The sequence below is a fragment of the Devosia sp. A449 genome (assembly GCF_054489375.1).
This window is the reverse complement of sequence record NZ_JBTMWU010000002.1, coordinates 358,542-370,515: the sequence shown is the minus strand read 5'-3', so window position 1 is coordinate 370,515 and position 11,974 is coordinate 358,542. Positions and strand designations below refer to the sequence as shown.

General features: G+C 63.8%; 12 protein-coding genes. 3 read left to right on the top strand and 9 right to left on the bottom strand.

The features are described 5' to 3' along the window. Positions 1–2 precede the first annotated feature (2 nt). On the bottom strand, positions 3–926 hold the full coding sequence (cysD, locus tag ACX3OW_RS07565; protein ID WP_459095149.1) for a sulfate adenylyltransferase subunit CysD: 924 nt from the start codon (positions 924–926) through the stop codon (positions 3–5). A 211-nt stretch (positions 927–1,137) separates the two neighbouring features. Then, entirely contained in the window at positions 1,138–2,013 is an 876-nt protein-coding gene (locus ACX3OW_RS07560; RefSeq protein WP_459095148.1) for a WecB/TagA/CpsF family glycosyltransferase, read from the bottom strand. A 353-nt stretch (positions 2,014–2,366) separates the two neighbouring features. Between ACX3OW_RS07560 and ACX3OW_RS07555 the strand changes: the two genes are divergently transcribed. Further along, positions 2,367–2,918, top strand: coding sequence for an NAD kinase (locus ACX3OW_RS07555; protein ID WP_459095147.1), 552 nt, complete (start codon positions 2,367–2,369; stop codon positions 2,916–2,918). On the opposite strand, the gene ACX3OW_RS07550 is transcribed toward ACX3OW_RS07555, so the two are convergent. From ACX3OW_RS07550 to ACX3OW_RS07535, 4 genes are all read right to left on the bottom strand, one after another. Next, positions 2,915–4,117: a DUF2336 domain-containing protein gene (locus ACX3OW_RS07550; protein ID WP_459095146.1), complete on the bottom strand. Its 1,203-nt coding sequence runs from the start codon at positions 4,115–4,117 to the stop codon at positions 2,915–2,917. The genes ACX3OW_RS07555 and ACX3OW_RS07550 overlap by 4 nt on opposite strands. Before the next feature lie 75 nt (positions 4,118–4,192). Then, positions 4,193–4,348, bottom strand: a complete 156-nt coding sequence (locus ACX3OW_RS07545; protein ID WP_459095145.1) for a hypothetical protein — start codon at positions 4,346–4,348, stop codon at positions 4,193–4,195. 124 nt (positions 4,349–4,472) lie between these two features. Then, complete coding sequence (locus tag ACX3OW_RS07540; RefSeq protein WP_459095144.1) at positions 4,473–5,261, bottom strand: transglycosylase SLT domain-containing protein; 789 nt, start codon at positions 5,259–5,261, stop codon at positions 4,473–4,475. Positions 5,262–5,358: 97 nt separating this feature from the next. Then, entirely contained in the window at positions 5,359–5,937 is a 579-nt protein-coding gene (locus ACX3OW_RS07535) for a nitroreductase family protein (protein WP_459095143.1), read from the bottom strand. 200 nt (positions 5,938–6,137) lie between these two features. Between ACX3OW_RS07535 and ACX3OW_RS07530 the strand changes: the two genes are divergently transcribed. Further along, positions 6,138–7,115: a hypothetical protein gene (locus tag ACX3OW_RS07530; protein WP_459095142.1), complete on the top strand. Its 978-nt coding sequence runs from the start codon at positions 6,138–6,140 to the stop codon at positions 7,113–7,115. A gap of 85 nt (positions 7,116–7,200) precedes the next feature. Next, positions 7,201–9,006 carry a hypothetical protein gene (locus ACX3OW_RS07525; protein WP_459095141.1) on the top strand — a complete coding sequence of 602 codons (1,806 nt, stop codon included), beginning with the start codon at positions 7,201–7,203 and terminating at the stop codon, positions 9,004–9,006. Between the two features lie 41 nt (positions 9,007–9,047). On the opposite strand, the gene ACX3OW_RS07520 is transcribed toward ACX3OW_RS07525, so the two are convergent. The 3 genes from ACX3OW_RS07520 to arfB form a co-directional block, all read right to left on the bottom strand. Beyond that, positions 9,048–10,052: an NAD-dependent epimerase/dehydratase family protein gene (locus ACX3OW_RS07520; RefSeq protein ID WP_459095140.1), complete on the bottom strand. Its 1,005-nt coding sequence runs from the start codon at positions 10,050–10,052 to the stop codon at positions 9,048–9,050. A gap of 8 nt (positions 10,053–10,060) precedes the next feature. Beyond that, positions 10,061–11,407 (bottom strand): UDP-glucose dehydrogenase family protein, encoded by a 1,347-nt coding sequence (locus ACX3OW_RS07515; protein WP_459095139.1) that lies wholly within the window; start codon positions 11,405–11,407, stop codon positions 10,061–10,063. A 127-nt stretch (positions 11,408–11,534) separates the two neighbouring features. Next, positions 11,535–11,966, bottom strand: a complete 432-nt coding sequence (gene arfB / locus ACX3OW_RS07510) for an alternative ribosome rescue aminoacyl-tRNA hydrolase ArfB (protein WP_459095138.1) — start codon at positions 11,964–11,966, stop codon at positions 11,535–11,537. Positions 11,967–11,974: the final 8 nt, after the last annotated feature.

Here is an 11,974-nt window from a genome sequence, read left to right as displayed (position 1 = left end):
GGTCAGAAATACCCTTCCTGCTTTTTCTTCTCCATCGACCCGGCCGAGTCGCTGTCGATCAGCCGCCCTTCCCGCTCCGAGGTGCGGCTGGCCTGCATTTCCATGATGATTTCCGGCAGTGTCGTAGCCGTCGAGCGCATCGCCCCAGTCAGCGGGTAGCAACCCAGCGTACGGAACCGCACCAGCTCGTCGCGCGGCACCTCACCTTGCCCCAGCGGCAAGCGCGCATCATCGACCATAATCAGCGTGCCGGAGCGCTCCACCACGGGGCGGCGTTTGGCGAAATACAGCGGCACGATCGGAATGCCTTCGGCATAGATGTAGGTCCAGATATCCAGCTCGGTCCAATTGGACAGCGGAAACACCCGCATGCTCTCGCCGGGATGCAGCCGCGTATTGAACAAGCGCCACAGCTCCGGCCGCTGGTTCTTCGGGTCCCAGGCATGACTGCCATTGCGATGGGAGAAAATGCGTTCCTTGGCCCGCGACTTTTCCTCATCGCGCCGCGCCCCGCCAATCGCCGCATCGTAACGGCCGGCATCCAGCGCCTGGCGCAGTGCGGCGGTCTTCATGATGTCGGTGTAGCGCGACGAGCCATGCTCGAATGGATTGATATTGTCCCGCAATCCGTCCGGATTGGTGTGGCTGATCAGATCGAAACCATATTCCCCGGCCATCCGGTCGCGGAAGGCGATCATCTCGCGAAACTTCCAGGTCGTGTTCACATGCAGCAGCGGAAACGGGATTTTGCTCGGGAAAAACGCCTTGCGCGCCAGATGCAGCAACACGCTTGAATCCTTGCCGATGGAATACATCATCACCGGCCGCTCGAAGCTCGCCGCCACCTCGCGCAGGATTTCGATGCTCTCCGCCTCAAGGCTTTGCAGATGCGTCAGGGAACCGCTGGACACTGGTTCATCCTCCATTTGCGTCGCGCTGGCGGCCGCATTTCGAGCCTGTTTGGTACGGCTGGAGCACCCCTTGCAGCAAGCCCAAAAGCCCGCAGAACAAGGGCCTTGGGCATAATCGTCTGCCATTCGCCGCCCCGGCAAACACGGCTCGCCCAACGATCGGCCGACGGCGACGAAAAAATGCGGTCGACGGCCCGCGCGACAGAAAAAAAGTTTCGGGGGGTGGTCAGCGGTCGTCGAGGTCGCATCCCAATTGCCGGCTGGCGGTCTGTTTATTCCGCCGCGTCAGCATCAGCAGGGCCGCATGAGGACCGGTCGTCAGGTAGCGCAACATCAGCCGTTTCGGGTCCTGGCCCAGGCGATAAACCCACTCCAGCCCCTTGTCCTGCATCCATTGCGGCGCCCGGTTGGCCGATGCCGAGAGGAAGTTGAACAGCCCTCCGCTGGTCTTGATCAGGCCGACACGCGGCATGGCGTGGGCAAACCGCATGTAGAACTCCTGTTCGCGCGGCACCCCCAGCGCCAGCCAGACGATGTCGGGACCCAATCGGTTGATTTCGCGCACCTGTCGGATCCAGCCACCATGATCGCGATAGCCATGTGCCGCCCCCACGATGCGCAGATGCGGATAGGCCACCCGGATATTGGCCACCGCCTTGGCATTCTCGGCTACCGATGCCCCCAGAAAATACATGCTGGCCGGCTGGTGCTGCGCCAGATCGGCAATGTCGTGGAACAGGTCCGTCGTCGCCACGCGTTCGGGCAGCGCGGCGCCGGCCACGCTCGCACTCGCCAACACCAGCGGCTGGCCATCGCAACTGATGATATCGGCAAACAGCATCGCTTCGCGCAACCCGGTCCGACGCGCGGCCTCGGACAGCACCTGCCCGTTGACACTGGTGGCAATCCACGGCCGGTCACGCCGCCGATAATTGGTCGCCAGCGACACCAGCATGGCGGCCGTTGCCGCGCGATCGAGCCGCGCCACCGGCAGCCCACCGACGCTGACCGTATCGATGCGCGGATAGACGCGCCGCGGCAGGACGGAAATATCCGAACCGCTGCGCCGCCGAACCGAACCATCCTGCCGCCGCCGTCTCACGGCAACGACCTCCCGGCAATTGCGGTGCTTACCTCATTCACGACCAACTCCGATTTGGCGATCTACCCACCGGGCTAACGGAAATCTCCGCCAAACTGAAACCAACTCGGATGTTTAGGTTACCTTTAGTATCAAATACTTAGGTAGATACTCGGGGGTGTTGCGGATCACCGCGAACTGGTGTGCGGCTGCTGGCCGTTATCCCGCAAGTTCATCACCCGACCGACGCCGGCATGGCTGCGCCACCATCCACCGCAATATGTGCAAAGCAGCGACCGGCGCGCTTGTCGAGCGAGACCCACAATGCTACAGGGCGCGTTGTTGCCGGTATAGCTCAGTTGGTAGAGCACCTGATGAACAGCTTCTCCGAAGATGACCTGGTGGGACGTCTCGCCTCGGTGCAGCGCACCCAGATCTTTCCGCTGTCGATGCAGGTGCTCGATACCACCGGCCATACCCAGACGGCGCTGGCGCTCAATGAAGTTTCGCTGTTCCGCTCCAGCTATCAGGCCGCCAAGATCCAGATCATCATCGATGGCGAAACCCGGCTCGAAGAGTTGGTCTGCGATGGCGTACTGCTGGCCACCCCGGCCGGTTCCACCGCCTATAATCTATCGGCGCATGGCCCCATTCTGCCCATTGAAGCGCCGCTGCTGGCGCTGACCCCGATTTCGCCCTTCCGCCCGCGGCGCTGGCGCGGCGCCATCCTGTCCAACCGGGCCGTGGTGCGGCTGATCACCCGCGAGTCCGTCAAACGCCCGGTCAATGCCGTGGCCGACAATGTCGAATTCCAGAACGTGCTTGAAGTCACCATTCAGGAAGACCGCACCCATGGCGTCACCCTGCTGTTCGATCCGGGCACCAGCCTCGAAGAACGCGTATTGAGCGAGCAGTTTCGCTTTTAGGCCGCCGGCAGCGCCAGCCGCGGCACGTCGCCAGCCGGCAGTGCCATCGGCATGGCGGCGTCTGCGGCAAAGGCGGCCATCACCCCGCGCGCCGCCTTGCGGGCCAGCACGATATTCTGCTCGCTGAGATAGGCAAACGCCTCTTCCAGCTCCGCCGGGATCACCCCGCCATGCTCGGCGATCAATTCCTCGGTCAGCGCCGTCACCACATAATGGCGTGCCGCCGCGTCGTCGGCCAGATCGCTGGCCCGCGCATGCAGCACCAGCCGGCACAGCAGATTGCGCACGCCCTCGCCCAGCCCGCACCGGGCCAGCAGCGCATTGAGTGCCGCCCGGCTGCCATTTTCCAGTAGGGCAAACACTTTGGCGCGCGGCGCCTGCGCCAACTCGGCCAGGCAATCGGCAAAAAACATCACATGCCCCGTCACCACTGCATGCAGCAGCACGCGGGTGTTGACCCGGTCCGTGACGATCAGTTCCGCCGCATAGCCAGCACCAGCCCGCCCCGCTTCGCGCTCGCCGATGGCCGATAGCGCCGTGTCGCCACTGTCGCGCAACACCCGCTCCAGCCGTTCCGCCGCCAGCGCCCCCTTGACGATGCGCGCGCCGCGCAGCGCCTCGGTCACCTGCTGCACCAGCAGCAGCCGCGCCCCGGCCGGCAGATCGGGCCGCGCCAGCAGCGCCCCACGCATCTCCGCCTGCCCGGCCAGCGTCGTCGCCAGCTCACCCAGCAATGCCGCGCCCAGCGCAATCTCGTGCCGGCGCAGCAGCCGCAGCGTCACCTGCCCCTGCCCGCGCGCCACAATGGCAGCGGCGAGCCGGGGGCTTAAATTCACGCGCTGGCTGACCGCCAGCAACATCGACAGATCCAGCGTCTTGATCATGCCGACCAGGTCGGCATCAATCAGCACTGGCGAATATTGGATCACGGCGCGCGCAATGATGGCACTGTCATGCAGCAGCGCCAGCATCAGTGGCCGCGGCGCTTCGCTCGCATGCAGCAGGCCATAAGCCAGCGCCGCGCGCACCTTGACCGAGGGATCATCGAGAAAGCCGATCAGGGCCGCATAGAGCGCCGCCTGCTCATCGGCCGGGCCGACATGGCTGAGATAGGCCAGCGCCGAAAGATGCGCCGCGCTGCCGCGTTCTTCGCTATCGGGCGATTGGGATAGCGATACGAAGTCCTGATAGGCAACCATTCCACTCTCCGCACTCGGCGGACTTCACTCTAGAAGCGAAGTTTTAAGGAACGGTTCACCATAACGACACGGAAATTACAGCGCCGACTGCACCAGCAGGAACAACTGGTTCAGCCCCGCCAGCAGGGCGGCAAGCACGATCCAGCTGGCCAGCGCCATGGCGAGCACGATCCAGCCACGCGGCAAACCCCGGCCCCACAAGGACTGATTACTGATCGTTGTCCGGCGCATATCGGCCTCCCGGCGTGAGCAACGAGCCCTCGGCTCAAGTCACGCCCCAAGATTAGACGTGGTCTTTGTTAACGCATCCTGCCGCCTGTCCATGGCATTTGCATGGCGCGGCAACAAACCGGCCCTAGCGGGCGTAAAGCTGGGTGAAAAACGCCCCACCCTCGGTTGCAGTTGCCGGCAGGTCTTCGATTTCATTCTTGAACAGGCCGGTAAACGACATGTTGTCCGGTGAAAACCGCGACGGCAGCGGCGGTGGTGCCGGCTGGCTGGCCATTTGCTGGGCCGCGAAAGGCGCATTGACGCCGCCGCCCTCATGCTTGGCCACCAGCACGCGATAGACCTCGCGGATCGTGCGCGGCTGGCCATCGGCATAAAAGATCGCCCGATTGGCGGCAGCCTGCTTGGGAAACAGATTGGCGGCGATCTGGTCGGGGTCCTGCAGCCCGGCCGTGAACATCCGCTCGGCCCCCTGCGCCCCGAGGAAATGGGCAATATAGAGTTCGCCCGCGCTCGGCCGCCGGCCAAACCGCCCGCTCAGATAATCGCCATTGGATTTGGTAAAGGCAGCCGCCAGATCGGCGGCGATTTTCGGATCTTCGCGCAGTTTGAGGATTTCGGCCTTGGCCGCCGGATCGCTGACCACATAATCGCCATCGGCCGTCCGGCGAATGCTGCTGGCAATCTCGCCATAGCCCAGCCGGGGGCCCTCTTCCTTCATCACCTGCAGCCAAGTGCCTTCAAGAAACTGAAACAGCCCTACCGCCGATGAGGTCTGTGCCTTGGCCTGCGGATTGAGGCTGCTTTCGCGCATCGCGGTCTGCAGCAGATAGTCGAAATCCACGCCGTTCCGGTCACCCGCCGCGGTCAGCACATAAGCCAGGCTCTGTGGCACCGATATTGGCTGCACGCCCATCCGACGACTGGTCCCGGAGAATCGTTAATGGCCTATTATGACCACGCCAATCATTAACAGCTTGTTAACCAATTCGCCCAAGGCGTTGCCGGCTGGCTCACGCCTGCCAGCGCGTCGCGATATCGGTCAGCGCCGGGCGCTCGCGATCCTCGATCTTGGTGGTCGGCGTGCCGATCTGCACGAAGCCCACAAAGCGCTCCCCGTCCCGCGCGCCCAGCATGGCGGCAGCCGCCACATCGAACGCATACCAGCGGGTGATCCATGACGCGCCAAAGCCCAGCGCATGCGCGCCGTGGATCAGATTGAGCGCCACATTGCCGGCCGACAGCAACTGCTCGAATTCGGGAACCTTGGGATGCGCCTTGGGTGACGAGATCACCCCAATCGTCAGCGGTGCCGGCAGGAAGCGCTGCCGCTCCACCTCAAGCCCGGCCTCATCCATGGCCGGATTATTGCGCTGCGCGATCTCGGCCAGCTTGTCTCCAGCCTGCCGACGCGCCTCGCCCTCGATGACGATCAGCCGCCACGGCGCGATCTTGCCGTGATCCGGCACCCGCATCCCGATAGTGAGGATTTGCTCAAGCTCATCCGGGTTCGGCCCCGGCTCCTTGAGAAAGGCCATCCCCACCGAGCGACGGGTCAGCAGATAGTCACGCAAAGCAGTATTGGCAGGCATGGCGGGCTCCATTCGGCGTCAGCAATAGCCATATCCGCCGCTCAAGGCCAGAACCTGCAACAAAAACAGTGATCCTGGCCATTCGGTGTTTTCATCGCGCCGGGTCTGTGACACAGCTTTTCCCCAATCGCGGCCTATGACGACATGACCGATTCAGCGACCGGGGAGACCAGATGCGTTTCAGCGACCGGGGAGACCAGATGCGTTTGCGACCGATACTAGCCATCCTGCTCGTGCTGGCCGCCGCTCTGCCTGCCCTCCCGCTGCTAGCCCTGCCCGTCAGCGCGCAGGACGCCGCCACCGAGATGCCGCCGATGCCGCGGCCCCGGCCCGACCGCGACAGCCTGCCCGCCACATCCGCTGCCGAGCCGGGCGTCGCCACCCCCGCGACCGATGCCATCGCTGCGCTGACCTCCGTGCCCCAGCCGGTAACCCTCAGCGCCCGGATCACCCCCGAGGGTGCACCAATCCCTGATGGCCTGGTCTGGCGCGTTTTCGACACCAAGCCCGATGCTAGCGGCGAGCTGGCGCTGGTCGCTAAATCCGATCTCGGCGCCCCAACGCTTGAGCTGCCGCCCGGCGACTATGTGGTTCACGTCGCCTATGGCCGGGCCCAGACCAGCGAGCCGCTCGCGGTGGCGCCCGGCGCCAACGAAAAAACCTTCGTGCTCGACGCTGGCGCACTCCGCCTCAATTCGGCGGTCACCGGCGACATTGCCATTCCTGCTGGCCTGTCGAAATTCGACATCTTCACCAGCGGCGAAGGCGGCGACCGCACCCTGATCGCCGAGGGCCTGGCCCCCAACGACATTGTCACGCTCAATGCCGGCACCTACCACATCGTCTCCTATTTCGGCACGGTGAATGCCGTGGTCCGCGCCGATCTGCGGGTCGAGGCCGGCCAGTTGACCGATGCCACGCTGTATCACCACGCCAGCCAGATCGCCTTCAAGCTGGTCTCCGAAGCCGGCGGCGAGGCCATTGCCGACGTCGAATGGACCGTCAAGACCACCGATGGCGCCACGGTCTTCTCCGAACTCGGTGCCTTCCCCTCGACCGTGCTGTCCGAGGGCGAATATCTGGTGCTCGCCAAGCAGGGCACCCAGGTATTCAACCGTGAGTTCCAGGTCCAGCCCGGCTCGCCCCGCGAGATCGAAGTGCTGACAACGGTTTACTGACGATCACAGATCGCTCCTTGCCTATTGAAGCAAGGCCGGGGATGCCTCAGATTGCCCGCTTCATACCAGCGGGAGAGAACCAACAATGTCGTTCAGCACCACGTCCCGGCGACGCCTGGGCCTTCTGGCCTTTGCGTGCCTGTCCAGCGTCGTCCTGCCAGCCGGAACGGCACTGGCGCAAAAGACCAAGACCAAATCGCCTCCGGCCGTAGAAGCCACCACCGCTCCGGCCCCAGCCGAGATTGCCGTCGATATTCCCAGCATCGACGCCGTCGGCTCCAATGTCGATGAGGCGACTTTGCGCGCCATTTTCAGCGGTAATCTGGTCGACAACGCCGACGCCCTGGCCGGGCTGACGGCAACCAGCATCACCATTCCCGAAATCACCCTCCAATCCACCACCACCATCGATGGCCAAGCCAATGAGGCCAGCGTCACCTTTTCCGATCTGGTGCTGTCCGACATCACCGATGGCATGGCCGCCTCGGTCAGCCTGGCCGGCATGAGTGTGGCGGGCATGGAAGACGCCACCGCCAGCTTCGGCCCGCTTACCGCATCCAGCTTCAACATCGCCGGCGTACTCAGCCTTTACGGTCTGGTGGAAGCCGATGGCTCCACTGAAATCGAAACCATTTACACCGACTTCAATTTCGCCGGCGGCAGCTTCGAAGCCCCCGAGATCAAGTGCAGCATCGGTCCGATGTCCGTTGGCGAGTTCAAGGCCCGGCCCCTGAACTACTCGCTTGCCGAAATCATGGCGCTGGCCGAAACGCTGGAAGCCCAGGACGACGACCCCTCGCCCGAAACGATCGGCACCGCCCTGCGCATGTATGTCGATATTTTCACCGCCTTTGAATCCTCGCCGGCCAAGTTTGGCGGCATCGACTGCGCGGGCACCGACGACGCCGGGCAGCCAATGAAATTTGCCATCGCCGGCATGACCATGGGCGGCATGAGCCCCGGCATCTATCCGGCAATCAGCATGGATGGCCTGGACATCACCGTCGAAGACGACGGCACCGTGCAGGTCGGCAACATGACCATCAAGGAAATGGACCTCACTGGCCCGATCGCCACCATCGAAGCGGCGCCCGCCGCGCTTGATGAAGCCTGGTTCACCGCCAATGCCCGCGCCCTCGTCCCCGCCTTTGGCGGCTTCTCCTTCAGCGACGTCCTCGTCGACGTTCCCGATAGCGAGGACATCGGCGCCCGGATCAAGGCCAGCATCGGCGCTTTCGACCTGTCCTTGAGCGACTATTTCAATGGCGTTCCCACCGCCATGGTGCTGAGCGCCAGCAACATCATCGCCGAACTGCCGACCGATACCGACGATGAGCAGATCCAGCAGCTGATCGCGCTGGGCGTCACCAGCGTCGACGCCGGCTTCAAGATCGATACCGCCTGGAACGCCGCCGACGACACCATCGCCCTCAATGAGTTCTCCGTCAGCGGCGTTGACCTGGCCACGATCAACCTGGCCGGCACGCTCACCAACGCGACCGCGGCGCTGTTCGATCTGGACGAGGATGCGGCGCTGGCCGCTGCCATGGGCCTGGCCATCAGCCATCTCAAGCTCGACATCACCGATACCGGTCTCTCCGACATCATCATGGCCAGCGTCGCCGCCGAACAGGGGAGCGACCCCGCCGCCATGCGCCCGGTCTTCGCCGGTCTGGCTCAGGGCACGGTGATCAGCCTGCTGGCCGGCGCTGCCGAAGCCCAGAAGGTGGGCGCCGCGCTCAATAGCTTCGTCAGCGGCACCGCCAAATATCTCAGCATCGAAATGACTGCCAAACAGGCGCCGGGGCTGGGTCTGATGGACTTCATTGCCGCCGAAGACGATCCAACCGCGCTGATCGGCAAGGTCACCATCGACGCCACTGCCAAATAATCTTGCAAGGGCCGCTTCACAGCGGCCCTTATTCTTCCCGGCTAGCGATCAGCGCCATAATGGCTTTGGAACCAGTCGAAAAAGCGCGCCACGCCCGTCTCGACCGAGGTTTCCGGCATCTCGCCGATCAGCGCCCGCAGCAGCCGCGTATCGGACTGTGTCGCCACCACATCGCCCGGCTGCATCGGCAGCATATTGAGCTGCGCCTTGCGCCCCGCCGCCCGCTCCATCGCCCCGATGAAATCGATCAGTTCGGTCGGCCGCCCACCGGCAATATTGACGCTGCGAAACGGCGCCACCGCCGACAGACTGTCATGCGCCACCGGCTTGCCCAGTTCGGGCGGCAGCTCCATCAGCTTGCCGATGGCCGCGACCAGATCATCGACATAGGTGAAATCCCGCCGCATCTGGCCAAAGCCATAAACATCGATCGGCCGCCCCGCCATGATCGCCGAGGCAAACTTGATCGCCGCCATATCGGGGCGTCCCCATGGCCCATACACTGTGAAGAAGCGCACGCAAGTGGCTGGAATACCGAACAGATGGGCATAGGAATGCACCATCGCCTCGCCCGATTTCTTGGTCGCCGCATAGAGCGACATCGGCGCGTCGGCCCGGTCAGTTTCGGCAAACGGCAGCTTGGTATTGCCCCCATAGACCGAACTGGTCGAGGCAAAGATCAGATGCCTGGGCTGATGCGCGCGCAGCGCCTCCAGCAGATTGGCCGTGCCCACCACATTGGACTGGATATAGCTCTGCGGATGCTCGAGGCTGTAGCGCACCCCCGGCTGTGCCGCCAGATGCACCACGATCTCGGCCTCGCTGGCCGCCACCGCCTGCTTTAGCCGCGCCGCATCCTCCAGCATCGCCTCGACGGCGGTAAAGCCCGGCGCCTCGGCCAGCAACGCCAGCCGCGCCCGCTTCAGCGCCGGATCGTAGTAATTCGTGACCCCGTCATAACCGGTCACAGAATGCCCCGCCGCCAGCAAATGCCGCGCCAGATGAAAGCCGATAAAGCCGGCCGTGCCGGTCACGAATATGTTCATGCTGCGCCTCACTCGGCGGCGTCAGCGATGACGCCTTGGCCCGCCCCGCCATTGGGCCGGCCGATGCTGGTATAGGCGAAGCCGTGTTTGGCGACTTCGTCATGCCGATAGATATTGCGCAGATCAATGAGCACGGGCGACTTCATCAACTCCTTCAGCCGCGCCAGATCGAGCGAGCGGAACTCGTTCCACTCGGTGATCAGCACCAGCGCAGCGGCACCGACCGCAACGTCATAGGCACTCTCGCCGAATTCGACATGCTCCAGGATTTGCCGCGCTGCCTGCATACCTTGTGGATCATAGGCCACAATGCGCGCCCCCCGATCAGCCAGCCCGGTGATGATATCGATCGACGGCGCCTCGCGCATGTCATCGGTATTGGGCTTAAACGTCAGGCCGAGCACCCCGATGGTCTTGCCCCGCACATCGCCGCCACAGGCCGCGATGATCTTGCGCGACATGGCGCGCTTGCGCTGCGAATTGATCGCCACCGTGGTTTCCACCAGCCGCAACGGGCTGTCGAAATCCTGGCCGATCTTGACCAGCGCCGAGGTGTCCTTGGGAAAGCACGAGCCCCCATAGCCCGGCCCGGCATGCAGGAACTTGGCGCCGATCCGGTTATCCAGCCCCATGCCGCGCGCCACCTGCTGCACGTCGGCGCCGGTGGCCTCGCACAAATCGGCAATTTCGTTGATGAAGGTGATCTTCATCGCCAGAAACGCATTGGCCGCATATTTGGTCAGTTCCGCCGTCCGCCGGTCGGTGAACAGCAGCGGCGCCTGATTGAGATAGAGCGGGCGATAGACCTCCGCCATCACGGCGCGCGCCCGTTCGTCCTCCAGCCCGATCACGATGCGGTCGGGACGCTTGAAGTCCTCGATGGCCGCGCCCTCGCGCAAAAATTCCGGATTGGAAACCACCGCAACATCGGCAGCGGGATTGGTCGTGGCAATGATGCGCGCCACCTCGTCGCCGGTGCCCACCGGCACCGTGGATTTGGTCGCCACCACGGTAAAGCCCTCGACCGTCACGGCAAGCTCCCGCGCCACCGCGTAAACATAGCTCAAATCGGCATGGCCATCGCCGCGTCGCGAGGGGGTGCCGACGGCGATGAACACCACTTCCGCCCCGGGCACGGCCCGCTGCATCTCGGTCGTGAACGACAACCGCCCCGCATCGATATTGGCCTTCACCAATTCTCCAAGGCCGGGCTCATAAATCGGGATTTCGCCACGCCCCAGGGCATCGATCTTGCTTTGATCCTTGTCGACGCACACCACGTCATGGCCAAAATCGGCGAGACAGACGCCTGTCACCAGTCCAACATAGCCTGACCCAATGATGGCAATCTTCATGGCGACGACCTCCCAATACAGTCGACAGGATAACAACGCTCAGCGCAGAAGTCGCTCCCGACTTTGCTCGTCGACCGCAGATCTATCGGCATGATGAATTGCCCGTCGAGCAGCAGTCCCGCTGCCGTCACTCGCTGTCAGATGGCGTACCGCGCATTTTCTTGACGTCCGACCGCACCGATTTGGCCACCAGCCGCCGGCGTTTGGAGGCCAGCGTCGGGCGGGTGGCGACGCGGAATTTGGGCACCACCGCCCCCTCCTGCAACAGCGCCACCAGCCGCGCCTGCGCATCGGCCCGGTTCATTGGCTGGTCGCGGTGCGAATTGGCGGTGATCACCAGCACGCCGGCCTTGCTCAGCCGCTTGCCGGCCAGCGCGGCGACGCGCCGCTTCATCGCCTCGGGAATATTGGGGGAATTGACCAGGTCGAAGCGCAGTTGCACCGCGCTCGACACCTTGTTGACATTCTGCCCGCCCGGCCCGGCCGAGCGCACGAACGTTTCCTCCAGCTCGGACACGTCAATGGAAATGCGCGGGGTAATGACGATTGGGTCAGCCATGCCCCGCT

What these genes read in the sequence shown, in the direction of transcription:
- cysD (WP_459095149.1), bottom strand. Translation starts at nt 926, where the DNA reads ATGGAGGATGAACCAGTGTCCAGCGGTTCCCTGACGCATCTGCAAAGC.
- ACX3OW_RS07555 (WP_459095147.1), top strand. Translation starts at nt 2,367, where the DNA reads ATGAACAGCTTCTCCGAAGATGACCTGGTGGGACGTCTCGCCTCGGTG.
- ACX3OW_RS07550 (WP_459095146.1), bottom strand. Translation starts at nt 4,117, where the DNA reads ATGGTTGCCTATCAGGACTTCGTATCGCTATCCCAATCGCCCGATAGC.
- ACX3OW_RS07545 (WP_459095145.1), bottom strand. Translation starts at nt 4,348, where the DNA reads ATGCGCCGGACAACGATCAGTAATCAGTCCTTGTGGGGCCGGGGTTTG.
- ACX3OW_RS07540 (WP_459095144.1), bottom strand. Translation starts at nt 5,261, where the DNA reads ATGGGCGTGCAGCCAATATCGGTGCCACAGAGCCTGGCTTATGTGCTG.
- ACX3OW_RS07535 (WP_459095143.1), bottom strand. Translation starts at nt 5,937, where the DNA reads ATGCCTGCCAATACTGCTTTGCGTGACTATCTGCTGACCCGTCGCTCG.
- ACX3OW_RS07530 (WP_459095142.1), top strand. Translation starts at nt 6,138, where the DNA reads ATGCGTTTGCGACCGATACTAGCCATCCTGCTCGTGCTGGCCGCCGCT.
- ACX3OW_RS07525 (WP_459095141.1), top strand. Translation starts at nt 7,201, where the DNA reads ATGTCGTTCAGCACCACGTCCCGGCGACGCCTGGGCCTTCTGGCCTTT.
- ACX3OW_RS07520 (WP_459095140.1), bottom strand. Translation starts at nt 10,052, where the DNA reads ATGAACATATTCGTGACCGGCACGGCCGGCTTTATCGGCTTTCATCTG.
- ACX3OW_RS07515 (WP_459095139.1), bottom strand. Translation starts at nt 11,407, where the DNA reads ATGAAGATTGCCATCATTGGGTCAGGCTATGTTGGACTGGTGACAGGC.
- arfB (WP_459095138.1), bottom strand. Translation starts at nt 11,966, where the DNA reads ATGGCTGACCCAATCGTCATTACCCCGCGCATTTCCATTGACGTGTCC.